At 63.7% G+C, this 24,267-nt stretch carries 19 protein-coding genes and 1 riboswitch; of the genes, 7 read left to right on the top strand and 12 right to left on the bottom strand.

Annotated features, from left to right (window positions below):
- Window positions 1-69: 69 nt before the first annotated feature.
- A complete protein-coding gene (gene lysA / locus FCL40_RS06960) occupies window positions 70-1,317 on the bottom strand; it encodes a diaminopimelate decarboxylase (RefSeq protein WP_136852436.1) in 1,248 nt (415 codons plus the stop codon).
- Window position 1,318: 1 nt separating this feature from the next.
- Window positions 1,319-2,905 (bottom strand): Na+/H+ antiporter NhaC family protein, encoded by a 1,587-nt coding sequence (locus tag FCL40_RS06955; RefSeq protein ID WP_136852435.1) that lies wholly within the window; start codon window positions 2,903-2,905, stop codon window positions 1,319-1,321.
- Between the two features lie 86 nt (window positions 2,906-2,991).
- Window positions 2,992-3,190, bottom strand: a riboswitch (Lysine riboswitch).
- 268 nt (window positions 3,191-3,458) lie between these two features.
- Between FCL40_RS06955 and FCL40_RS06950 the strand changes: the two genes are divergently transcribed.
- Window positions 3,459-4,400 (top strand): YeiH family protein, encoded by a 942-nt coding sequence (locus FCL40_RS06950; protein WP_136852434.1) that lies wholly within the window; start codon window positions 3,459-3,461, stop codon window positions 4,398-4,400.
- Here FCL40_RS06950 and FCL40_RS18565 read toward each other — a convergent pair.
- Window positions 4,377-4,529: a hypothetical protein gene (locus FCL40_RS18565; protein WP_169307029.1), complete on the bottom strand. Its 153-nt coding sequence runs from the start codon at window positions 4,527-4,529 to the stop codon at window positions 4,377-4,379. The two genes, FCL40_RS06950 and FCL40_RS18565, sit on opposite strands and share 24 nt — an antisense overlap.
- Window positions 4,530-4,833: 304 nt before the next feature.
- Between FCL40_RS18565 and FCL40_RS06945 the strand changes: the two genes are divergently transcribed.
- Together FCL40_RS06945 and FCL40_RS06940 are read left to right on the top strand one after the other, a co-directional pair.
- The gene (locus FCL40_RS06945; RefSeq protein WP_136852433.1) at window positions 4,834-5,739 is read left to right on the top strand and encodes a manganese-dependent inorganic pyrophosphatase; all 906 of its coding nucleotides are present in this window, start codon (window positions 4,834-4,836) and stop codon (window positions 5,737-5,739) included.
- A 298-nt stretch (window positions 5,740-6,037) separates the two neighbouring features.
- Window positions 6,038-7,312, top strand: coding sequence for an O-acetylhomoserine aminocarboxypropyltransferase/cysteine synthase family protein (locus tag FCL40_RS06940; protein ID WP_136852432.1), 1,275 nt, complete (start codon window positions 6,038-6,040; stop codon window positions 7,310-7,312).
- A 26-nt stretch (window positions 7,313-7,338) separates the two neighbouring features.
- Here FCL40_RS06940 and FCL40_RS06935 read toward each other — a convergent pair whose 3' ends face one another.
- From FCL40_RS06935 to FCL40_RS06925, 3 genes are all read right to left on the bottom strand, one after another.
- Window positions 7,339-7,554, bottom strand: coding sequence for a DUF7661 family protein (locus FCL40_RS06935; RefSeq protein WP_136852431.1), 216 nt, complete (start codon window positions 7,552-7,554; stop codon window positions 7,339-7,341).
- Window positions 7,555-7,642: 88 nt separating this feature from the next.
- A complete protein-coding gene (locus tag FCL40_RS06930; protein ID WP_136852430.1) occupies window positions 7,643-8,386 on the bottom strand; it encodes an outer membrane protein OmpK in 744 nt (247 codons plus the stop codon).
- 226 nt (window positions 8,387-8,612) lie between these two features.
- Entirely contained in the window at window positions 8,613-8,858 is a 246-nt protein-coding gene (locus tag FCL40_RS06925) for a hypothetical protein (protein ID WP_136852429.1), read from the bottom strand.
- A gap of 537 nt (window positions 8,859-9,395) precedes the next feature.
- Here FCL40_RS06925 and FCL40_RS06920 point away from each other — a divergent pair.
- A complete protein-coding gene (locus tag FCL40_RS06920) occupies window positions 9,396-10,541 on the top strand; it encodes an efflux RND transporter periplasmic adaptor subunit (RefSeq protein WP_136852428.1) in 1,146 nt (381 codons plus the stop codon).
- A 12-nt stretch (window positions 10,542-10,553) separates the two neighbouring features.
- Window positions 10,554-13,703: an efflux RND transporter permease subunit gene (locus tag FCL40_RS06915; protein WP_136852427.1), complete on the top strand. Its 3,150-nt coding sequence runs from the start codon at window positions 10,554-10,556 to the stop codon at window positions 13,701-13,703.
- Window positions 13,704-13,742: 39 nt separating this feature from the next.
- On the opposite strand, the gene FCL40_RS06910 is transcribed toward FCL40_RS06915, so the two are convergent.
- Window positions 13,743-14,438, bottom strand: coding sequence for a tellurite resistance TerB family protein (locus FCL40_RS06910; protein WP_136852426.1), 696 nt, complete (start codon window positions 14,436-14,438; stop codon window positions 13,743-13,745).
- Between the two features lie 329 nt (window positions 14,439-14,767).
- Here FCL40_RS06910 and FCL40_RS06905 point away from each other — a divergent pair, with 329 nt between their 5' ends.
- Window positions 14,768-16,480: a hydrogenase maturation protein gene (locus FCL40_RS06905; RefSeq protein WP_136852425.1), complete on the top strand. Its 1,713-nt coding sequence runs from the start codon at window positions 14,768-14,770 to the stop codon at window positions 16,478-16,480.
- A 78-nt stretch (window positions 16,481-16,558) separates the two neighbouring features.
- Window positions 16,559-17,293 carry a GTP pyrophosphokinase gene (locus FCL40_RS06900; protein WP_205729105.1) on the top strand — a complete coding sequence of 245 codons (735 nt, stop codon included), beginning with the start codon at window positions 16,559-16,561 and terminating at the stop codon, window positions 17,291-17,293.
- A gap of 30 nt (window positions 17,294-17,323) precedes the next feature.
- Here the strand turns inward: FCL40_RS06900 and FCL40_RS06895 are convergent, their stop codons facing one another.
- From FCL40_RS06895 to FCL40_RS06875, 5 genes are all read right to left on the bottom strand, one after another.
- Window positions 17,324-17,953, bottom strand: coding sequence for a 3'-5' exonuclease (locus FCL40_RS06895; protein WP_136852423.1), 630 nt, complete (start codon window positions 17,951-17,953; stop codon window positions 17,324-17,326).
- A gap of 71 nt (window positions 17,954-18,024) precedes the next feature.
- Entirely contained in the window at window positions 18,025-18,924 is a 900-nt protein-coding gene (locus FCL40_RS06890) for a YjjW family glycine radical enzyme activase (RefSeq protein WP_205729104.1), read from the bottom strand.
- Window positions 18,915-20,462, bottom strand: a complete 1,548-nt coding sequence (locus tag FCL40_RS06885; protein WP_136852422.1) for a YjjI family glycine radical enzyme — start codon at window positions 20,460-20,462, stop codon at window positions 18,915-18,917. Before FCL40_RS06885 ends, FCL40_RS06890 begins: the two co-directional genes overlap by 10 nt.
- Before the next feature lie 106 nt (window positions 20,463-20,568).
- The gene (locus FCL40_RS06880) at window positions 20,569-22,509 is read right to left on the bottom strand and encodes a DNA topoisomerase III (RefSeq protein ID WP_136852421.1); all 1,941 of its coding nucleotides are present in this window, start codon (window positions 22,507-22,509) and stop codon (window positions 20,569-20,571) included.
- A gap of 81 nt (window positions 22,510-22,590) precedes the next feature.
- Window positions 22,591-24,228 carry a methyl-accepting chemotaxis protein gene (locus FCL40_RS06875; protein ID WP_136852420.1) on the bottom strand — a complete coding sequence of 546 codons (1,638 nt, stop codon included), beginning with the start codon at window positions 24,226-24,228 and terminating at the stop codon, window positions 22,591-22,593.
- Window positions 24,229-24,267: the final 39 nt, after the last annotated feature.

Genomic DNA, 24,267 nt, shown 5'->3' with positions numbered 1-24,267 from the left:
GGCATCGCCTAACTTCAACAGCTAACTCAGGCACAGCCCTTTATTATCGTCTCACTCGCCACGAAGCTGCTACTCCGGCAGGAGCCGCTCCCCCTGCCACAACTGGGCCATGGGCTCCCGCTCTCGAATCAGGTGTAACCGCTCCCCGTCGGCCATCAGCTCCGCCACCCGGGGACGGCTGTTGTAGTTGGAGGCCATGGTAAAGCCGTAGGCACCGGCGCCGCGCACCGCCAGCAGATCCCCCGGGGCCAGGGCCAGGCGGCGCTCCTTACCGAGGAAATCCCCGGTTTCACACACCGGACCGACGATGTCATAGAGCCGCGCCTCTCCCTGCCTGGGCTGCACCGGCACGATCGGCTGGACGGCACCGTAGAGGCTGGGACGCAGCAGGTCGTTCATGGCCGCATCGACGATGGCGAAATCGCGATCCTCCCCCCGCTTGAGGAACTCCACCTTGGTGACCAGGATACCGGCGTTGGCCATGATCGCCCGGCCCGGCTCCAGGATCAGCTTGAGTTGGCGGTCGCCCAGGCTGGGCAGCAACGCCTTCACATACTCCGCCGGGCTGGGGGGCCGCTCATCGGTGTAGGGAACCCCGAGGCCGCCGCCCAGGTCCAGGTGCTCCAACTCGATCCCCTCGTCGCCCAGTTGATCCATCAACCCGAGCAGTCGCTCCAGCGCCTCGACGAAGGGGCGCGCCTCGGTCAACTGGGAGCCGATGTGGCAGTCCATGCCGGTCACTCTGAGGTGCTCCAGCTGGGCGGCCCGCTGGTAGACTGGCACCGCCCGGTCCCAGGGAATGCCGAACTTGTTCTGCTTCAGTCCGGTGGAGATATAGGGGTGGCTGTTGGCGTCAATGTCCGGATTGATGCGCAGCGACACCGGAGCCGACACCCCCAACTCCGCCGCCACCCGATTGAGCCGCTCCAGCTCCGCCTCCGATTCCACGTTGAAGCAGAGGATCCCCGCCCGCAGCGCCTGGCGCATCTCCGCTTCGGTCTTGCCGACACCAGAAAACACCACCTTGGCCGGATCCCCGCCCGCTTGCAGCACCCGCGCCAGCTCGCCGCCGGAGACGATGTCGAAGCCGGAGCCCAGGCGGGCCATCAGGTTGAGCACCGCCAGGTTGGAGTTGGCCTTGACTGCATAGCAGATCAGGTGTTCCCGGCCCCCCATGGCATCGCTGAAGGCGTGCCAGTGGCGCTCGATGGTGGCCCTGGAGTAGAGGTAGCAGGGGGTGCCAAAACGCTCGGCGGCCTGCGCCACCGAGACCGACTCGGCCATCAACTGACCGTCACTGTAGTTAAAGAAATCCATATCAAGCCCCTTCGGTTCTGTAGTGATTCATTCCACCCTCACGGCGGCGCAGCAGGCCAACCACCACCATCAGTCCCAGGCAGCTGATCAGCAGTCCGGCGGCCACCGATCCGGTAAAGCCCAGCACCAGATAGCCGGCCAGCGCCAGGGCGGCCGCCACCAGCGCATAGGGCAGTTGGGTGGCCACGTGGTCCATATGGTGGCAGGCGGAGCCGGTGGAGGAGAGGATGGTGGTGTCGGAGATGGGAGAGCAGTGATCGCCAAATACCCCGCCGGCCAGCACCGCGGACAGGGCGGGCACCAGCAGTGCCGGCTCCAGAGCCAGGGCCATGTTGGCGGCAATGGGCAACATGATGGCGAAGGTGCCGTAGCTGGTGCCGGTGGAAAACGCGGCGGCGGCCGAGATCAGGAACACCAACGCCGGCAGCAGGGTTTGGGGCAGGCTGTCGGACGCCAGCCCGGCCAGGTAGTTGCCGGTTTGCAGGTCGGCAATCACCCCGGCGATGGTCCACGCCATCAGCAGGATGTAGACCGCCGGCAACATGGAGTGTACCCCCTTGACGGCGGCCCGGCCAATCAGGACGGGCGACACTCCCTGGGCGATCATCCCCAGGGCGGTGATCACCAGGGTGATGCTGCCGGCGGTCACCATGGACCAGGCCCCGTCGGCGTTCTCCAGGGCGGCAATGAGCCCGAAAGCGTGGCCCATGGCGTGCAGCGCCCTATCGCCGGAGAACAGCATCAGTCCCACCACCAGGCTGACCAGCAGCAGCAGCGGACCGGCCAGGTTGAGTACGGTGCCGCCGCGCACCTGCTCCAGCCCCAGGTCCTCACCGGCGGGCATACCCTTGGCCTCGTCCCACGGCTGCCCCGCCTGGGCTCGGCGCTCCGCCTCCGCCATGGGACCGACATCAAGGCGGAAATAGACCACACAGATCAGCAACGCCAGGGCGGTGACGGCATAGAGGTTAAAGGGGATCATCTGAGCGAACAGCGACAGGGCGGTGACCTCATTCAGGCCATGAGTGGCCAGCAGGGCGGCCAGCAGCGACATGATGTACGCCCCCCAGGTGGAGATGGGCGAGATCACGCACACCGGCGCCGAGGTGGAGTCGATGCAGTAGGCCAGCTTCTCTCGGGAGATGCGGTACTGGTCGGTCACCGGCCGGGCCACATTGCCCACCAGCAGGGCATTGAAGTAATCATCGATGAAGATCACCGCCCCCAGGAACAGGGTCATCCACTGGGCGTCCCGGCGATCGCGAATGCGCCTGCGGGCCCAGTGGGCGAAGGCGCGGGTACCGCCGGAGACCGAGATCAGCGCCATCAGCATCCCCATGATCATCAGGAAACCCAGAGTATAGAGGTTCCAGCTGGCAACCCCCTCCCCTTCCCACACCAGGCCGGTGGCCCGTGCGCTCAGCTCGGACAGCAGCACGGCAGGGGAGAAATCCGCCAGCATGGCGATGCCCAGGACGATACCCAGTCCAAGGGAGAGCAGCACCCTGCGGGTCAGGATTGCCAGGCCAATGGCGGCCACGGGCGGAAGAATGGATAGTGCCGAATCGGCGTAACTGATTAAAGCCATCGTGTCTCTTTGTCTATAGGTACGATGGAGGCTGCTGACAGCGACGACAGGTCGCGGACGCCACCCGTAGAGATCAGGCGACGCCGTCCTTCAGTAGCGCTCCACAGTAAATTTAATCCCCAAGGTCCGTTTGGGATTTACCATGGCAGTGCTGCACCTGTTCGATACAGCCCCAGCGACCGGGGATGACGCCCCTGCCACTTCGGCATCGACTCCTTTCTCTCGACCTCTTCGGGAGTCACCCTAAGACGAGATACTGATAGGCGATGCGCCTCTACCGTTACCCAGGGCGGGTAACTATGTGTTAAGTGTTCAAGCCTAACCAGAATCCGTTTCAAGCGCCAGTAAAAAGTTAACAAATCAGCGTTTAGACCTGCCTAACCGACAAAAGCCACAAAACCGCAACTTTTCTCCAGAGGGCGCTACATCCGCCGGCGACGGCGCGCGGCCCCGCCCTGCTCAGGGGCAAAAGAGGGTAAAAGCGTGATCGGGATCTCGTCACCGCCAAGCCAGCCCCTTATACTGAGCGCCTTTCACTAGCGAGAGCCCATTGATGTCACACCCCAGCCCCAAACTGTTCTCCCGGCCGCTGCACGCCCTGTTCTGGCTCACCGCCCTGGCCTGCCTGCTGCCGCTGATCAGCTCACCCATGGCGCTGGTGCTGGGCATCGTGGCCGCCAGCCTCGGAGCGATCCCCCAGGGGGTCAACACCGGCGCCCTGGCCAAGAAGCTGCTGGCCCTCTCCATCGTCGGTCTGGGCTTCGGCATCCAGCTGGACCAGGCCATTGAGGCCACCCGGGCCGGACTGGGGGTGATCGTGGTGACCATCTTCGGCACCCTGCTGCTGGGCACCCTGATGGCCCGGGCCCTGAAACTGGACAGCAAGACCGGTCACCTGATCGCCTCGGGGACCGCCATCTGCGGCGGCAGCGCCATCGCCGCCGTTGCCCCCGCCATCGACGCCGACAGCAGGCAGGTCTCGCTGGCCCTGGCCACGGTGTTTGTGCTCAACTCCGTGGCCCTGTTCCTGTTTCCCGCTATCGGTCATCTGCTGGGACTGAGCCAGGAGCAGTTCGGCATCTGGAGTGCCATCGCCATCCACGACACCTCCTCGGTGGTGGGGGCCGCCGGCGCCTACGGTGACCAGGCACTGATCACCGCCACCACCCTCAAGTTGGCCCGAGCCCTGTGGATCATCCCGGTGGCCTTCATCAGTGCCCTCGCCTTCCGCAGCCACAGCCGCAAGCTCAGTGTGCCGATGTTTATCCTCTACTACTGTTTGGCCATTGGAGTGGCCCATCTGCTGCCGCAGATGGCGCCGATTTGGGAGGGGGTGTTCTGGGCCAGCAAACGCCTGCTGGTGGTGTGTCTGTTTCTGATCGGGTGCGGCATCACCGCCCGCAGACTCAGGGAGGCGGGCCCCCGCCCGCTGATGCTGGGGGTCGGCCTGTGGCTGACCATCAGCTCGCTGTCACTCCTCTATCTGCTCGCCTGAGGGGCTGAGGACCAGGGCCAGCACCACCAGGAAGCCCAGCAGTTCCAGGCCCGCCCTGACCACACCCTCGGTGGTCAGTGCCACCGCCGCCATTAGCGGCAACAACAGCCATAATGCCCCCTGTTTCATCGCTCTGTCCTCTGCACTGTCCAGGGCATTATCATGGTCTCGCGGCCCGACCCCATCAAACGCCATTTTGACTGTTATATTCCAAATGACTATATAAAAGCGCCGTTCAATAACCAAAGTCAGGGTTGGGCCTCCGCAGCGGTGTGGCCGTCGGTCATGGGACGCCCCGGAGCGGCCCGTCTCCGACGGTCATGGCGAGTTTTCCCCCGCCGGGCTTTACACGCCTGGCGGGGGTTTTTATAGTAGCCGCCTCGTTACCCGGAACTGGCCCGCCTAGGGGCCGCTGTAGTGAAAAGGATCCCCCATGATCAACGTATTTGGCCACAAGAGCCCAGACAGCGATTGCGTCAGCTCTGCCGTGATTGCCGCCCACTGGCTGACCGCCCGTGGCAAGGACGCGACTCCCTTTCGCCTGGGCGAAGTGAGCCGCGAGACCCAGTTTATCTTCGACTTCGCCGGTGCCGAGTTGCCGCCGCTGCTGGAGAAACCCCTGAAGGGCGAGCAGGTCTACCTGGTGGACTTCAGCGAAGCGGAACAGGCCCCCGACGACATCAACGACGCCGACCTGGTGGGCATCGTCGACCACCACCGTTTGGGTACCCTGACCAGCGCCGCGCCCCTGGAAGCCTGGCTGATGCCCCTGGGCTCCTCCGCGTCGGTGCTGTTCGAACTGTTCGCCATCCACCAGGTGGCGATCACCCAGCCCATCGCCCGCCTGATGCTGGGCGCCCTGCTGAGTGACACCGTGGGCCTGAAGTCCCCCACCACCACCGAGCGCGATGCCGAGATCGTCGAGCTGCTGGCTCCCCTGGCCGGTGTCGAAGTGGAATCCTTCCTGTCCGACCTGCTGGCTGCCAAGACCAACGTAGAGGGGCTGTCCACCGAGGCGCTGCTGGACAAGGACGTGAAGAACTACGAGATCGCCGGCAACTCCACCACCCTGGGTCAGCTGGAGCTGGCCGACTACGCCCAGGTGGAGCACGCCCTCGAGGAGATGCAGACGCTGATGGACCAGCGGGTGGCCGACAAGGGCCTGGATCTGGCGGCGCTGATGCTGACCAACATCCGCACCGAGGAGACCCGCCTGCTGGTGGCCGGCCCCCTGGCCGACACCCTCCAGGCCGCCAACGGCGACAGCCTGACCTTCGCCGGCTTCCTCAGCCGCAAGAAGCAGATGCTGCCCTGGGTGACCCAGGTGCTGGCCGGCTAAGCCGTCCAACCCCATAAAAGAACCGGCCATTTGGCCGGTTTTTTTATGGGAACAGCTGTGAGTGCTCCCTCCCTGCGGTCATTTCCGGATGTCAGCAACAGACTAGCCCGGCACTCACCGCTTGAGACAAGCGGGGTGATATCTTGGGTAGACGATAGTAATAATCAGATGGTGACAGCGATCCAGGCTCTGTTTCCCATAAGCGATTTAGATAGTTATTTAACTAATTTGACTATTTATATGCACCAAATTGGTGATAAAGTAATCGGTTCATCCCGAGAAAATAGGAAGTAGAAGCATGAAGCTGGAGTCCCTTGCACTGCACCACGGCTACGAGCCAGAGGCCACCACCAAGGCGGCAGCGGTCCCCATCTACCAGACCACCTCCTACACCTTTGACGACACCCAGCATGGGGCCGACCTGTTCGACCTCAAGGTGGCGGGCAACATCTACACCCGCATCATGAACCCCACCACCGACGTGCTGGAGAAACGGGTCGCCGCCATGGAGGGGGGCGTTGGCGCCCTGGCCCTGGCCTCGGGCATGGCCGCCATCACCTACGCCATCCAGACCCTGTGCGAGGTGGGCGCCAACATCGTCAGCACCAGCCAGCTCTATGGCGGCACCTATAACCTGTTCGCCCACACCCTGCCCAAGCAGGGGATCGAGGTGCGCATGGTGGACGCCGACGATGTCGACGGCTTCGACGCCGCCATCGACGCCAACACCAAGGCGATCTTCTGCGAGTCCATCGGCAACCCGGCGGGCAACGTGGTGAACCTGCGGGCCCTGGCGGACATCGCCGACAAGCACGGGGTGCCACTGATCGTCGACAACACCGTGGCCACCCCCTTCCTGTGCCGCCCCTTCGAGCATGGCGCCCACATCGTCATCCACTCCCTGACCAAGTACATCGGCGGCCACGGCACCTCGGTGGGCGGCATCGTGGTCGACTCGGGCAAGTTTGACTGGGTGGCCAACAAGGCGCGCTTTCCCATCCTCAACGAACCGGATCCCTCCTACCATGGAGTGGTCTATACCGAGGCGCTGGGCGAGGCCGCCTTTATCGGCCGCTGCCGGGTGGTGCCCCTGCGCAACACCGGCGCCGCCATCTCCCCCCACAACGCCTTCCTGATCCTCCAGGGGCTGGAAACCCTGGGGCTGAGGATGGAGCGCCACTGCTACAACGCCAAGAAGCTGGCGGCCTACCTGTCGGATCACTTCAAGGTGAAATGGGTCAACTACGCCGCCCTGCCCGCCAGCCCCCACTTCGACAACTGTCAGCGGTTCTGCGGCGGACAGGCGTCGGGGATCCTCAGCTTCGGCATCCGCGGCGGTCGCCAAGCCGGCGCCCAGTTTATCGACGCCCTGAAGATGGTGCTGAGGCTGGTGAACATCGGCGACGCCAAATCCCTGGCCTGCCACCCGGCCACCACCACCCACAGGCAGCTCAGTGCCGAGGAGCTGGCCAAGGCGGGGGTAAGCGAGGATCTGGTGCGGTTGTCGGTGGGCATCGAGAACATCGACGACATCATCGCCGACATCGCCCAGGCGCTGGAGAAGGTGGAATAACAGAGAAGGGGCTCGAGGGCCCCGAATTACTCTCTGAGCGTCACCCTGGGGTGGCGCTCACTGGCGTACTCATGGAACAGGTCGTCCAGGTAACTGCACAGCTCAGACTCGGCCATCTCCGGCGGAAACACCACCTCGTGTACCCGGCTGCGCAGGCCGCCCTCCGATTCACGAAACAGCTGCCACTCCTCGCCCTGGCGCATCACCACCATCGGTTTGCCAAACAGATCGATCTTTATCATGATATTCCTCCGCTCAGCCTCAGACTGACATAGGGCGTGCATAAAAGAAAAGGGGCCAGATGGCCCCTTCTGCATATCGTGCTGCCCCTTACAGGTGGTACTTCACGATAAAGGAGTAGGTGCTCTGGTCGATGTCCTTAACACCATACTTGTTCTGCCAATAATCGTACTCGATGCCGATGAACAGGCTGTTGGCCTTGGACTCACCAAACAGGGAACGGCCCAGGTCATACTTGATCTGCGGGTTGATGTGCAGATTCTCTTCGTAGGCGGCGTTGTCGGAGGAGAATACCCAATCGATGAAACCATCCACCACCAGGGCGGCATTGCCCACGGGGATGTCAAAGCGGTACACCGGCGTCAGCTGCCAGCCTTCGCTGAGGTTGTTGCCGCTCTGGGGGTCACGCTTGTAGGTGTTCAACTGCAGGTAGGTGAAACCAGGTACCTTCAGATCCACACCCACACCATAGAGCAGGGCCTCGACGGGGCCACGACCAAACTCCTGGGTCAGGGCCAGGGAGAGATCGGTGACCGGACCGGCCGCCAGCTCCTTGCCAAAGATCTTGCCGAAGCTGAAACGGGGGGAGATCTCGCCATAGGTGGCGGACTCGCTGGTGCCGTTAAAGTCGATCATGTCGTAGAAGGCGAACCAGTCACCGTAGGTCCAGCCACCGGCGGTTTCCAGGGTCACTGTGGTCTGACGGTGGGAGGGAGCCAGATCGTACTCTTCACCATGAAGCAGGGTGGCACTGGCGTCCCACCACTGGATGGGGCTTTGGGCAAACGCGGGCATGGACGCAAGCAGGGCCAGCGCCAGGGTGGTCTTTCTCATTGTAGGGTTACCTTAATACAACAGGCAGGTTGGGCCCCGCCATTTTCTTTATAGTTGAGCGCTTCACCTTGGGGAGAGGCACGGCTTTCCCCGAGGAAAAACCCGGGCAATATAGAGAACAACACCCAACAATTCAAAAACTTTGGTAACCAACGATTAATATATGAACACCGGCTCAAGAAAGGGCCGTTTTTGTGGAGTGGATCGCATCCGGCGGCAGGAGGCCTCAGGCCTGGGTATCCAACAGGTTCCCCAGCATCGCATCACTTCGGCGCAGGACAGTGACCCCGGCGGCAGCGTAGAGTGGGGCCTGGGCAGCAGAAAGCAGGCTCTGTTCCAGCGAGGGCTGGGCGGCCGACCCCGGCGGGAGCGACCTCTGCTCCAGGGGCAGGGTGGCAAGAGTATGCGCCTCCCTCTCCAGATGCGCCTGGCTCTGGCGGATCAACTGGCTGCCGCTTTGGATGGCTGACATGGTGTGTCTCCTCAAACCCGGGAGTCCAGGCTAACCTGTGGCAACAAAAAACACAACGAGACGATAATCCCGACCCTCACCCATCGAAGAATTGAAATAGCCCGGTGACATATTGACAACCTATTTCTAAATATGAGCAATCCTCCCAACTGAACCGGAACTGAACCAATTTTAATAATCCATTATGGTGGTAATAACCCCGTCACTTCACTCGGGAGAAAAATGAATTTGAACAACCATGACCCTGACCGGCGCCGTTCCGGTCCAAACCGACAACACCCAAAAGCAAATTCATTGACATCAATTACTTAATAAAAGAAGCATTCGCAATGGATTCGAAACCGCCGGCAGGCCCCGAGCTCTCCAGCCAGACGAAACACCGAGGTTTACCCTGGATTAATCTCTTACACTTTGTCGCAAAATGAATTCTTGTTATACAGGTGGAAAGTATGAGATAAATATCACCCTAATCTGTCCCAACTGCATATTCGGCCCGCTCCAGGGCTTGCACCGTCTTTTGTAAAACTAGGAGTCCAGATGCGGCATTCGCTGACGCTGGCCACGGCAGTAACCGTGGCCCTCTCTCTGTCTGCCTGTGGCAACGAGAAGCCCGCAGCCCAGAGCCCCTCAGGCCCAAGGGCCGCCCAGGTCAATGTGGTCACAGTTACCCCCCACGCCCAACCCATTACCGTTGAGCTGCCCGGGCGCAGCCGCGCCTACCTCAACGCCGAGGTGCGTCCCCAGGTCAGCGGCGTCATCACCGCCCGCAGCTTTGTCGAGGGCGGCATGGTGGAGGCGGGACAATCCCTGTATCAGATCGATGCGGCGCCCTACGAGGCCGCCCTGATCAGCGCCAAGGCCGATCTGGAGCGGGCCAAGGCCAGCGAGCTCTCCACCCGAGCCACCTACAACCGCTACAAGGAGCTGATCCACACCAGCTCCATCTCCAAGCAGGATCTGGATCTGGCCCAGGCGGCCTGGATGGAGGCCAAGGCCAGCGTCGAGATGGCCAGGGCGGCCATCAACCAGGCCGAGATCAACCTGGGTTACACCAGGGTGGCGGCCCCCATCTCCGGCCACATCAGCCGCTCGGCGGTGACCCCAGGAGCCCTGGTGACCGCCAACCAGGGACAGCCCCTGGCGCAGATCTCCCAGCTGGATCCCATCAATGTGGACATCGTCCAGTCCAGCACCGAGATGCTCAAACTCAAGTCCCAGCTGGCCTCGGGCAAGCTGACCCAGTCCGACACCACCCAGGTCACCCTGGTGCTGGAGGATGGCACCGAATATGCCCACCCTGGCACCCTGAAGTTTGCCGAGGTGACCGTGGATGAGGGCACCGGCTCGGTGAGCCTGCGCGCCGAGTTCCCGAACCCGGACGGCCTGCTGCTGCCCGGCATGTTTGTCCGCTCCCGCATGGTGGTGGGCACCGATCCCCAGGCGATGCTGGTCCCGCAGAAGGCGGTCACCCGCAACCCCAAGGGACAGGGGGTGGCCATGGTGGTCAACGGTGACAACCAGGTGGAGGCCAGGGTGGTGACCACCGCCGAGGCCATTGACCATCAGTGGCGCATTACCGCCGGTCTTCAGCCCGGAGACAAGGTGATCACCGAAGGCTTGCAGAAGGTCCGTCCCGGCGCCACCGTGGTGGCCCAGGAGATCACCCAGATGGCATCCAAATAACGGGGAGAGTACATGGCTCGTTTCTTTATCGATCGCCCGATCTTTGCCTGGGTGATCGCCATTATCGTGATGTTGGCCGGCACCCTGTCCATCACCACGCTGCCGGTGTCCCAGTATCCCAGCATCGCGCCGCCCACCATCGAGATCAGCGCCAACTACCCGGGCGCCTCGGCCAAGACGGTGGAGGACACGGTCACCCAGGTGATCGAGCAGCGGATGACCGGACTGGACCACCTGCGCTACATCAGTTCTCAGAGTGACAGCTTTGGCAACGCCACCATCACCCTGACCTTCAATGCCGAGGCCGATGCGGATATCGCCCAGGTACAGGTGCAGAACAAGCTGCAACTGGCGATGCCCCTGTTGCCTCAGGAGGTGCAGGCCCAGGGGATCAGCGTCAACAAGTCCTCCAGCGGCTTCCTGATGGTGCTGGGCTTCGTCTCCCAGGACGGCTCCATGGACAAGGCGGACATCGCCGACTACGTGGCGGCCAACATCCAGGATCCCATGAGCCGGGTACCCGGGGTGGGCGACATCACCCTGTTTGGCGCCCAGTACGCCATGCGCATCTGGCTCGATCCGCTCAAGCTGAACCAGTTCAACCTGACCACCGGCGATGTGGTGGCGGCCATCCGCGAACAGAACGCCCAGGTCTCCGCCGGCCAGCTCGGCGGCACCCCGTCGATCGCGGCCCAGGAGCTGAACGCCACCATCTCGGCCCAGTCCAGGCTGCAGACGCCCGAGGAGTTCCGCGCCATCGTGCTCAAGTCGGACATGGACGGCGCCAAGGTGTTTCTCGGCGATGTGGGCCGGGTGGAGATCGGTGCCGAAAGCTATGCGGTCACCTCCTTCTACAACGGCCAGCCCGCGTCCGGCCTGGCGATCCAGCTGGCCACCGGCGCCAACGCCCTGGAAACCGCCGAGGCGGTGATGGCCAAGATGGATGAGATGAAGCCCTACTTCCCCGAGGGGCTGGACGTGGTGCTGCCTTTCGACACCACCCCCTTCGTCGGCAAGTCCATCGAGGGCGTGGTGCACACCCTGCTGGAAGCGATCGTGTTGGTATTCTGCATCATGTACCTGTTCCTGCAGAACTTCCGTGCCACCCTGATCCCGATGATCGCGGTGCCCGTGGTGCTGCTGGGTACCTTCGGCATCCTGGCGGCCACCGGCTTCTCCATCAACACCCTGACCATGTTCGCCATGGTACTGGCTATCGGCCTGCTGGTGGACGACGCCATCGTGGTGGTGGAGAACGTGGAACGGGTGATGTCCGAGGAGGGCTGCTCCCCCCTGGAGGCCACCCGTAAGTCCATGGATCAGATCACCGGTGCCCTGGTGGGGATCGGCCTGACCCTGTCGGCGGTGTTCGTGCCCATGGCCTTCATGTCCGGCTCCACCGGGGTGATCTACCGCCAGTTCTCCATCACCATCGTCTCGGCCATGGCGCTGTCGGTGCTGGTGGCCATCGTCCTGACCCCGGCCCTGTGCGCCACCATGCTCAAGCCGGTGGCCAAGGGGCACGCCTACACCGATAAGGGGTTCTTCGGCTGGTTCAACCGCAGCTTCAACCGCTGGACCGACCGCTATGAGGGCGGCGTCGGCGCCATCCTCAAGCGCACCGGCCGGGTGTTCGGCATCTACCTGCTGCTGGTGGTGGCCACCGGCTGGATCTTCCTGAGAATGCCCACCGCCTTCCTGCCCGACGAGGACCAGGGGGTGATGTTTGTCCAGGCGATCCTGCCCGCCAACGCCACCCAGCAGAGCACCCAGGCGGTGCTGGACCAGGTGAACGATTACATGCTGGAGCAGGAGAGCGAGTCGGTAGAGTCGGTGTTCACCGTCTCCGGCTTCAGCTTCGCCGGCATGGGCCAGAACATGGGCCTGGCCTTCGTCAACATGAAACCCTGGGAGGCGCGCACCACCCCGGGCACCGACGTGCAGTCGGTGGCGGGCCGGGCCATGGGGGCCTTCTCCCAGATCAAGGAGGCCCTGGTGTTCGCCTTCGTGCCGCCGGCGGTACTGGAACTGGGCACCGCCAACGGCTTCGACCTCTACCTGCAGGACAAGGGGGGCAAGGGGCACGACGCCCTGATCCAGGCCCGCAACCAGCTGTTGGGCATGGCCAACCAGGATCCCAGCCTGGTGGGGGTTCGCCCCAACGGTCAGGAGGACGCCCCCCAGTACCAGTTGGATATCGACCACGGCAAGTTGCGCGCCCTGGGACTGAACATCAATGAGGTGAACAGCGCCCTGGCCACCGCCTGGGGCGGGGCCTATGTCAACGACTTCATCGACCGCGGCCGGGTTAAGAAGGTGTTTGTCCAGGGCGACGCCCCCTACCGGATGCAGCCCGATGACCTGGATCGCTGGTACGTGCGCAACGGCCAGGGCGAGATGGTGCCTTTCTCCGCCTTCGCCACCGGCCACTGGGAGTACGGCTCACCACGGCTGGAGCGCTTCGGTGGCCTGCCGGCGGTGAACATCCAGGGTGCCACCGCCCCGGGTGTCAGTACCGGTGACGCCATGGCAACCATGGAGGCGCTGGCGGCCAAGCTGCCCCCGGGCTTCGGCATCGAGTGGAACGGCCTCTCCTACGAGGAGCGTCTCTCCGGCAACCAGGCACCGGCCCTGTATGCCCTGTCGATCCTGGTGGTGTTCCTGGTTCTGGCGGCGCTGTACGAGAGCTGGTCGGTGCCCTTCGCGGTGATCCTGGTGGTTCCCCTGGGGATCATCGGCGCCCTGCTGGCCACCTATGGCCGAGGCTTGTCCAACGACGTGTTTTTCCAGGTGGGTCTGCTTACCACCGTGGGCCTGGCCACCAAGAACGCCATCCTGATCGTGGAGTTCGCCAAGGAGTACTACGAGAAGGGGGCCGGCCTCATCGAGGCGACCCTGCACGCGGTCCGGGTGCGACTGCGTCCGATCCTGATGACCTCCCTGGCCTTCGGCCTGGGCGTGGTACCCCTGGCCATCAGCACCGGCGTGGGCTCCGGTGCCCAGAACGCCATCGGTACCGGGGTATTGGGTGGGATGATGAGCTCCACCTTCCTGGGGATCTTCTTCGTGCCACTGTTCTTCGTCATTGTCGAGCGCATCTTCAGCCCGAAGGAGCGCAAACAGCCTGACGCTCCCCCGCTGCCGGTCGAAGCCGAATCCTAAAAAAAGCCCCGCATTGCGGGGCTTTTCTCTTTAGGGTGGTCACTGGGCCAGCTGGGCTTCCAGCTGGGCCACCAGTTCCGGATTGAGCCGCAGCTGGTTGGCCAGCTCCTTCAGGTAGGCCTGCTCCATGAAGTTCTGCTCGTCCACCATCAGCACCGATGCCAAGTAGACCTCTGCAGCCTCCTCGGGACCGGACACCTCGGCGGCGATCTCGGCCGGGTCCAGGGGCTTGTCCAGCTCCTGTTGCACAAAGGCGCTGACCTCGGCGGAGGCGCCCATGGCGTGCACCGCCTCGAAGATGCGTCCCTTCTCCTGATCATCCACATGACCGTCGGACTTGGCGGCGGCGATCATCGCCTTGAGCACCACCATGGAGTGCCGCTCCGTGGCCACCGGCAGCCCCGGTGGCGACGCCGCCTCAACCGCGGCGGGCTGGACCCCGGCCTGGGGCTGGCCGCCGCCCTGATTGGCCTGCCAGTCGTTGAACACCTTGTAGGCCAGGGCGCCCAGGGCGGCCGCACCGCCCAGTTTGGCGGCCTTCTTGCCCATCTTTCGTCCCTTCTTGGAGCCCACCAGCAGGGTGAGCAGGCTACCGCCCACGGCGCCGCCGATGGCGCCCTTGGTCATGTCGGAGATGCCACCCTGACCACTGCCCTGGTTCAGCCCACCCTTGGCCTGCCTGGCCATGTCACCGCCACTGGCCATGACTTGATTGAGTAACCCTTTGAAATCCATCTATTCCCTCCAGAACCCGTTATCCCATAATCAGGAGCACGGCGGGCTTCTATCCACCACACCGTTGTTTTTCTGAACGTTTTCAGCATAGACGAGCCCTTCTCCCCTGTTAAGTCTCCCTTTGTAACCGGACGTTGGCGTCCCGTCGGGGGGACCCTGTAACCATTCCTTTGCCCAGTTGAGAACAATAAGTAGCAGTGATAATGCAGCTTTTGTGAAGCAGCGCACCCTTTCCCCTTTTCCTTAGCCGTGAAAATCATTCACCATTGGCAACCAATGTACGGCCCAAAGCCGTAAAGGAAGGACTGGATTAGGAGGTATCGTCTTTCATGCGTGTGTTACTGCTGGTCACGGCCTTTAACGGTCTGTCTCAACGGATCTACGGTGAACTCAAGGCCCAGGGTCACCAGTTAAGCGTGGTGCTTGGCGGCCATGAGTCGGAAGTATGTCAGGCGGTCTCGCAGTTTGACCCCGATCTGATCCTCTGCCCCTTCCTGAAACATCGCATCCCGGACGATATCTGGCAGCAGCGGTTGTGTGTCATCATCCACCCCGGTATCCAGGGAGACCGAGGGCCCTCCTCCCTGGACTGGGCGATCATCGAGCAGCAGGCCGAGTGGGGCGTGACCGCCCTGCAGGCGGATGCCGAGATGGATGCCGGCGACATCTGGGCCACGGGGCCCTTCCCCATGCGCCCCGCCTCCAAGGCGAGCCTCTACCGCAGGGAGGTGACCGCCACCGCGTCGAAGCTGGTACAGCAGTTGATGGAGCGGCTCGCACACAAGGGGTTTCGTCCCGAGCCCCTGGATTACCAAGATCCCAAGGTTCAGGGTGAACTCAAGCCCCTGATGAAGCAGCCGATGCGCCGCATCGACTGGCTGGCCGACGACAGCGACACCATCCTTCGCAAGATCCGCGCCGCCGACAGTTTTCCCGGGGTGCTGACCGAGCTCTACGGCGAGTTGGTCTACCTCTATGGTGCCCACCCGGAAAACGAGCTCGGCGGAGCCCTGCCCAAGACCCCCCTGGCGACCCGAGAGGGGGCCCTGTGTATCGCCACCATCGACGGTGCCATCTGGGTCAGCCATATGAAGCGCAAAAGCGACGCCCCCCAGTTCAAGCTGCCCGCCGCCTGGGTGCTCAAAGCCCATCTTGACGGCGTGCCCGAGCTGGCACCGCCACTGCTGCCGGCGAAAGATGCCCCCGGCTACCAGCAGATCCGCTACGAGGAGCAGGGAGAGGTGGGCTACCTGCACTTCGACTTTCACAACGGTGCCATGGGCACCAGCCAATGCCGTCGGCTACTGCACGCCTACCAGGCCGCCAGCCGCCGTAACATCCGGGTACTGGTGCTGATGGGGGGGGAGGATTTCTGGAGCAATGGCATCCACCTGAACCACATCGAGGCGGCGGACAACCCCGCCGACGAATCCTGGCGCAACATCAATGCCATCAACGATCTGGTCAAGGCGATTCTGCTCACCGACGACAAGCTGACTGTGGCCGCCCTCGGGGCCAACGCCGGGGCAGGAGGGGCCATGATGGCCCTGGCCTGTGATCAGGTGGTGGCCCGGGAAGGGGTGGTCCTCAACCCCCATTACCAGACCATGGGCCTGTACGGCTCCGAGTACTGGACCTACTCGCTGCCCAAGCGGGTAGGCGAGGCGATGGCCCGCCGCCTGACCGAGGCCTGTCTGCCGGTGGGGACCGCCCAGGCCCTGGCACTGGGCTTGGTGGACAAGGTGCTTTCCGAGGCACGGCCCCGCTACCTGGGAGAGCTGATCGACTACTGCCAGACCCTGGCCGATGACCAACAGTTTGGCAGCCGCCTCAGAGCCAAGGCCCAGACGCGCAGCCTGGACGAGGCTCAGCACCCTCTGGCCGAGTATCGCCGCCAGGAACTCACCAGGATGCACCACTGCTTCTACGAGGCGGACAGCGACTACCACAGGCTGCGGCGGGAGTTTGTCTACAAGGTGTGCCCCTGCGCCACCCCTGAACGGCTGGTGTATCGATCCCCCCTGGTGGAACGAACCGGCTGATCTAGGCTAAGCTCTTGATATAAAGTCGGAATGAAGCAGGAGCATCGAGGCTCCTGCCCCCCTATTCAAGAGGCCCCCATGAATCAAGGACGCCCCCTCACTCCGGACGAACTCAAGGCCCGGGCTATCCGCTTCTACGAACGATACGGCAAGGACATGGAGCAGATCAGCGATCTGCTCAATATTCGTCTCAGTCAGCTGGCCCAGGCCTACACCCTGGAGAACGCCCTGCCTCAGGAGGCGATCACCATCGCCACCCGGGTCAAGAGCCTGGGCAGCTTCCTCAAGAAGCTGGAGAAGCGTGGCTGGCCGCAGTTCTACTATCCCACTGAGGTGATCCAGGACCTGATCGGTGCCCGGGTGGTGTGCTGGTTCGTCGACGACTGCCGCGGCATGCAGCAGTTTATCGCCGGTTCCAAGCACCTGACCGTCCACCAGGAGGTGGAGGACTACATCGGCCAACCCAAAGCCTCCGGCTATCGCTCCATCCATCTGCTGGCGGACGTGGGGTACGACCGGGTGCAACGTAACGGCCTGGAGGTGGAGATCCAGGATGGCTCGATGGTGTGCGAAATCCAGATCCGCACCATGCTGCAGGACGCCTGGGGCCAGATCACCCACGAGTTCCACTACAAAGCGCAGACCGCCGGGGTGAACAACACCTTCTACGAACGGATCCTGGCGGAGATCGCCGGCCGCCTCAGCAACGAGGACGCCTCGCTGCTGACACTGAGGGATGCCTACCAGGACCTGGCCAAGGAGCAGCTCAAGCCCCCCTCCCACGAGGGGATCAAGGATGGCAACACAAAATAGCGCGGGAGGGCGGCCAGGGAGACCCTGCCACTAGTCGAGGGAGGCCAGTACCCTGGTCAACTGGGCCTTGGGCGTCCTGGAAAGCTTCTTCAGAAGGGCGAAGTGAGGTGTGGTCATATCGCGTCCCGACGCCAGGTCCGCCAGCATCGCCAACCACAGGTCGGCGGTCATCTGGGCGTCGGCCAGGGCCCGGTGGAACACGCCATCGTGCCGAATCCCCCGGTAGGCCACCAGGGATCCCAGCTTATGGTTGGGGGCGTCGGGATAGAGGCGGCGGGCCAGCAGCATGGAGCAGACAAAGTCACCGGCATAATCCCGGCCGATGGCGGCCAGCTCGGCGTCCAGGAAGCGTTGATCGAACGAGGCGTTGTGGGCGACCAGATTGCAGCCATCGATGAAGTCGGCGAAGGCCGCCATCACCTCGCCACAGCCGGGCGCGCCGGCCAGCATCCCATTGGTGATACCGGTATAGCTTTCGATAAAGCCACTGACGCGGAATCCGGGGTTCATCAGCTGGCTGAACCTGTCCACCACTTCCCCCCGGTGCAACTTCACCGCCCCGATCTCGATCGCCCTGTCCCCCTGGTTGGGCGACAGCCCGGTGGTTTCAAAATCGAGGACCACCAGGGTATCGGCGGGGCAGTGGGTCAGCGGGCTCATGAGCGCTCCTGGAGTGAATGGCAGGCCAAGCTTACCCTATGACCGGGCTGGAGAACAGCTCGCGTACCAGGCTAGAGCGTGACCAGCGGCAGCAGGGACACCCCCGCCAGCGCCAGCCGGTGGTGCAGCGCCTCCATGGTCGACGGGCCGGTCTCCCCCAGGGCCCGGCCCCGCGCGCTCACTCCATGGTGCCGGAAGCGGTTCAGCCGCAGCGGCGGCGGGCTGGGCAACGAGTGCCAGAGCCGCACCAGCGCCTCCACCTCGGCATCGCCGTCATTCACCCCCTCCACCACCAGCCAACGCAGCTCGATGAGCTTGCCCGCCCGGGCCAGAAGGCGGGCGCTCTCCAGCACCATGGCATTGCTGCGTCCGGTGAGGCGCCGGTGAATCGACCCATCCAGCGCCTTGATGTCCAGCATCACCCCGTCCACCCTCTCCAGCAGGGTCGGCCAGTGCCCCGCCGCCAGCAGGCCGTTAGAGTCGATAAGCCGCCCCAGCTGGGCCGTGCGTGGATCCCGATCCAGTTCCTGGCACATCCGCGCCAGGAACTGGCGCTGCAGGGTCGCTTCGCCGCCGGAGAAGGTCACCCCGTCCAGCAGCGGTGCATGGAGAGCGATCCTCTCCACCAGTTCGGACACCTCAAAGCTCTGGGCGTTGGGGTTGGCGCTGCGGGGACAGTGGGGCAGGCAGAGATCACAGCCCTGGCACAGTCGCCGGTCACAGCGTCGCCGTTTGCGCTGGCCCAAGCCATGCTCCAGAGACAGGGCGCCGTTGGGGCAGTGCGTCACACAATCGCCACACTGGTTGCACTGACCGATGGTCTGGGGATTGTGGCAGCCCGGACAATCCATGTTGCACCCCTGGAAGAAGATCACCAGACGGCTACCAGGACCGTCGACGCAGCTGAAGGCCAGGATGCGGCTGACCGACGCCGGGCGCACCGATGCCGGGGCCAGGGACCTTATCTCCACAGGGAAACCGGATGCTGCTCCTGGCTGATCACCCTGGCCTGGCGCTCGAGAATCTTGACCACATCCACCGCTTCCGCTCCCAGGCAGGTGGAGTTGTGCCGCTCCGCCTCGGTGCGGAACTTGTCGATATCGGACCTCTTCACCATATAGCCGGTCACCCGCACCAGGTCATTGTCCGCCAGGTTGGCGGTGAACATCTTCAGCCCCATGCCGAACCCTCCGGTGACCAGCCTCACCAGGGCACCTGGGTTGTGACGGATAGTGGGATCCAGGCCGAAGATGTCGCTGATACCACCGTCAAAATACTGGTGCATGGGCGCACAGGCCAGGATGTGGCTGAGGGGATCGGGCTCGCTGCCCACGGGGATGCGGGTGCCGGCGGTCTCATCGGCATCGCAGGAGATGCCGGACTGGGAGTGGAACCTCATCAGGCCTCCCTGGCAGTAGATCATCTCCAGGTGATCGATCTGGCGACGGTAGGCGGCGACGATGCGCTCGCCCAGGGCGGTGGCGTCTCGGTCCAGGCCATAGCGTCCCGACTCACCAAGGGCGTCCATCATCTGATTCACCAGCTCCGCCAGGCCGTAGATGCCGAACATGGCGGTGAAGCGATCCAGGGAGACCAGCCCCTCCTTGCACAGGAAGTGGTGCTGGAAGAAACCGGACTCCTCCACCAGGAAACGGATGCGATGGGCCATGGCGCTGGCCACCAGCTCGGTACAGCGGGGTACAACGGTGCCGATGTAGTCCTGCTCACTGCCATCACACAACTCGAAGGAACGCCTCAGGTTGAGCCTGAGCAGGGTGTGGGAACCGCCCCCCAGGGGCAGGGCGTTGTAGCAGCTCACCACCCCGTAGCCCCGGTCGAACTCGGCGTCGATCGCCTCATGGTTGGCGATATGGGGCTTGTTGCAGGCGATGATGTTGTCGGTCACCCGCCTGAGCAGGTCGTCGGGGGTCACCCCCTGCTGGTAGCGAAAGGTCAGGTTGGGCACCGACTGCCCCAGGGCCGCGTCCACCCTGAGGATCATCCGCCCTACCCGGCTGTCCTGGGGGCCGAGGTTGGCATGGACGAAGGAGTCCGGCAGGGTGCGATCCAGCCGTTGCCAGAACAGGGTCAGGGCCTTTTCCAGCTCGGCGTCGGATACCCCGTCCACGAAAGGCTCGAGCAGCTGGTCCAGATGGCCGAGGAACACCGGGTAGCCGGTCACCGAGGGCACGTTGAGGTAGAGGATGGAGAGGAAGTTCAGCGCCTCATCCAGATCCTTCGGGGGCGCCATCTCCAGAAACTCACACCCCTGCACCATCGCCTTGGCGTAATCCGGCAGCACGTAGCGGGGCTTGAAGGGACACTGGCTCTCGAACATGTCGTGGAGCAGCCCCTGATCGAACGCCCGCTCCACCTCCTCACCATAGGGGTGGCGGGGCACCAGCGACTCCGCCAGCTGAGCCAGGGCCAGCTGTTTCTGGGGCAGGGTCAGGTTGGGATTGGTAATGTGGCCGAGCACGGCCTGCTGTAACTGCTCAATCTGGGACATGGACGCTTTTCCACCGGCCCTCTGGGCCAAACTTCAACTGCCCCCATTCTCCACATTGAGTGCAGCGATGGGATCCACCGAGATCACAAAACCGGCCCGCCCCATCCTACTCTGTCATGGCCGCGGCTGATCTTTTGTCACTGCTTTTGCGCCGCCCCCGGCCTCCCTTGCCGCGGCGGCGGCCGGGGGCAGCCACCCCTCGCAGCGACTCGGGCAGGTGGCCACGGGCGCCGGCGACCAGGGCCTGGAGCTGCTCGGTCAAGGGGCCCATAAACCCCTGGTAACTGAGCTGCCGCTCCCGGATCGACTCCAGCGCCGATTCCCAGCGGGCGGTCATGTCCGGGGTGGTGGCACTCTCCGGCAGGCTGGCGATCAGCGCCCTGCCCGCCTCGGTCGCCCGAATCTGCTTGCCCTGACGGGTCAGAAAGCCACGCTTGAACAGCAACTCGATGATCCCGGCACGGGTGGCCTCGGTACCCAGGCCATCGGTCTCCTTGAGGATGCTCTTCAGCGCCTTGTCGCTGACGTGGGCGGCGATATTGGTCATGGCCGCCAGCAGGGTGGCGTCGGTAAAATGCTTGGGGGGCTGGGTCAGCTTATCCACCACCTCACCACGCCGGCAATGGAGCGACTGGCCCTCGCTGAGCCGAGGCAGGCTGATGCTCTCCTCCTTATCACTCCTCTCCTTTTGGGGAAACAGGGCCTTCCACCCCATCTCCACCGCTACCCTGGCGGCAGCGCGGAACAGGCCGGTGCCTATGGTCACCTCCACCCTGGTCTCATCGAAGCGGTAGTCCGGGTAGAACTGCAGCAGGTACTGACGGGCAATCAGTTCGTAGAGCTTGCGTTCGTCGGCGGACAGGCTGCCGGCGCCGCGCTTGTCGGTGGGGATCACCGCATGGTGAGCCTCCACCTTGGCGTCGTTCCACGCCTTGCCGCGCCGGCTTGTGTCCGCCCCCGCCACCGCCTGGGCCAGGCTGTCGCTGTTGGCGGCGATGGCGGCGGTCACCCTGGAGGCATCCCCATGCTGCTGGGCGGGCAGGTGGCGACTGTCGGATCTGGGGTAGGTGATCAGCTGGTGGCGCTCATACAGCGCCTGGGCCAGGTCCAATACCCTCTGGGCACTGAAGCCAAAGCGCTTGGCCGCGTCGATCTGCAGGGCAGACAGGTTGTAAGGCAGCGGCGCCGCCTGGTTTTTGCGCGTTTTCACCAGCGAGGAGACTGTCGCCGGCTGATCGCTGATGCGCCCGGCAACGTTCTCCGCCAACCCCCGGGCCAGCACCCTGCCCTCCTCGTCCATGTAGGGCTGACACGCCTCGCTGGGCTGCCACTTGGCGCTGAACGCCTCGCCGCCGTCGGTTTCAAGGTGGGCCAGCACCTCATAGTAGGGCTTGGGGACGTAGGATTCGATGGCGAGATCCCGGCGCACCACCAGCCCCAGCAGCGGGGTCTGCACCCGGCCCACGGACAGCACCCCGGTGTAGTTCACCTTGCGCCCCTGCAGGGTGTAGGCGCGGGTCAGGTTGATGCCGTACAGCCAGTCTGCCCGGGAACGGGCCAGGGCAGAGACCGACAGGGGCACAAACTCACGGTTACTGCGCAGTTGCCCCAGCGCCCGGGTCACCGCCGCCGGGGTCAGGTCGCTGACCAGCAGCCGCTTCATCCCCTGGCGCTTGGCCTGAGGCACCTTGCAGTGGTGCACCACCTCATCCACCAACAGTTGTCCCTCCCGGTCCGGATCGCCGGCGTGCACCAGTTCATCCGCCAGCTTCATCAGCTTGCGCAACACCGTCAGCTGTTTGTGGCAGCCCTTGCGGGTCTTGAGCTGCCAGTCGTCCGGTACGATGGGCAGGTGCTGCTCCTGCCAGGAGCGCCAGCTCTCGTCATAGTCTCCGGGCTCCGCCTGCTCCAGCAGGTGACCGACACACCAACTGACACAGTCGCCGTTGCCCAGCTCAATGTAGCCCTCATGCTTCTTGTGGGGCTTGGGCAGCACAGCGGCAATGGCGCGCCCCAGGCTGGGTTTTTCGGCGATGTAGAGTCTCATGGCGCTCACTCACTGTATAGATAGACAGTAGTGTAGCGGATGACCAGCAAAAGAAAACCCCGCCGAAGCGGGGCACGTTGATCAGTTCAGGCGATAACGCCCCACCAGCTGCTGCAGCTCACCGGCCTGGGAGGCGATCTGCTCGCCAACCTGTTGGGCCTCGGCGGCGTTGCTCTCCACCGATTCGCCCACCTCCTTGACCCGCATGACATTCTGGCTGATCTCCTCGCTGACCCGGCTCTGCTCTTCGGCGGCGGCGGCAATCTCCATGTTCATCTGGCTGATCTGGTTCACCTCATCGGTAACCTGGCTGAGCATTTCGTCCACACCTGTGGCCTGGGTGGCGCACAGGTCGGCAAACTGCTGACCATGTTGAATCGACGCCACCGCCTCCTGACTCTCCCGCTGCAGCCGCTCGATCATCGTCTGAATCTGCTGGGTGGACTCCTGGGTGCGGGACGCCAGTGAGCGAACCTCATCCGCCACCACCGCAAAGCCACGCCCCTGCTCTCCCGCCCGGGCGGCCTCGATGGCGGCGTTAAGCGCCAGCAGGTTGGTCTGATCGGCGATGTTGCGAATGACGTCCAGGATGGCCCCGATCTCCTGGCTCTCATGCTCCAGGCGCTGCATCACCTCACCGGAGTGGCTCACCGCCCCCTGAAGCTCGATGATGTTCCGCTTGGTCTCATTCAGGTTGCCCTTGCTCTCACCCAGGCGGCCATTGGTTTCGGCGACGTTGCTGGCGGCGATCTGGGCACTGGCGCTGACCTGGGAGATGGAGGCCACCATCTCGGTCATGGCACTGGCCATCTGGTCGGTCTGGGAGTTCTGCTCATGGATGTCGGTGGCGGTCTCGCCCATCTCCCGCTGCAGGGTGGCTGACTGGCCGCTGAGCTGTGCCGCCACATCGGTCAGCTGGTTGAGGATCGCCTCCTGCTGCTTCTGCAGCTCCCGGGCGTCCTCGGCCAGCTGACCCAGCTCATCCCGCTGTCCCAGGCTGAGCCTAGCGGCAAAGTTGCCGGAAGCCAGCTCCCGGAGGAAGGCGCCCACCTCGCGCATGGGGCGGACAATAAACCCGTTGCTCACCATGACCCCGGTCACCAGGGCCAGGGCAAAGGCCAGTGCCAACGCCAGCATCGCCAGGGTCAGCTGCTGGTCCGCGTGCCGCTGGTGTTCGGCAACTGTCCGCTGCTGGGCCTGGGCCATCGCTTCCACCAGGGCACCGAGGCTCTTGGAGGGGGCGCGGTCGATGCCGCGAACCAGGGTGTCTGTGCCGGCGGCATCATAGCCATTGGCCAGCTGATACTCTCTTCCCGCCCGATACTTCTCCCCGAGGGTGTCGTGGGCCTGGATAAACTCCTGCAGCTGACCCGCCAGCACCGGGTCGATCTCCTCAAGCAAAGGCAGGATCACCCGGGCATGATCCGCTACCTTGGCTTCGGCCTTGAGGTACTTGCCCCAGTACTTCTCCCTGTCATCCTGCTTGTAGGTCCGCACCAGCACGTTCTTCCACTCCTGCACCTGGCCCTTGAACGCCACCTCCAGGGACAGCACCTGCTCCCTGGCCACCGCGTCCCTCTGCAGCACCTGCTGGTAATACCCCACCACCGTGACCTGGCTGTAGAGGGCATAGCCTGCCCCAAGGAGCAGCAGCAGCATGCCCACCAGGTTGGCGAACATCAGTTTCTTGCTAATGCTGAGATGACGGAGAAGATTCATATATCGGCCCTCAAGTAATGCTGAGTCTCTTGTAATCCG

Source organism: Ferrimonas sediminicola (genome assembly GCF_005116715.1).
In the GTDB taxonomy this organism is placed as follows: domain Bacteria; phylum Pseudomonadota; class Gammaproteobacteria; order Enterobacterales; family Shewanellaceae; genus Ferrimonas; species Ferrimonas sediminicola.
Note: the sequence above shows the minus strand (reverse complement) of the source record. Positions and strands in the feature narration are given on the sequence as shown.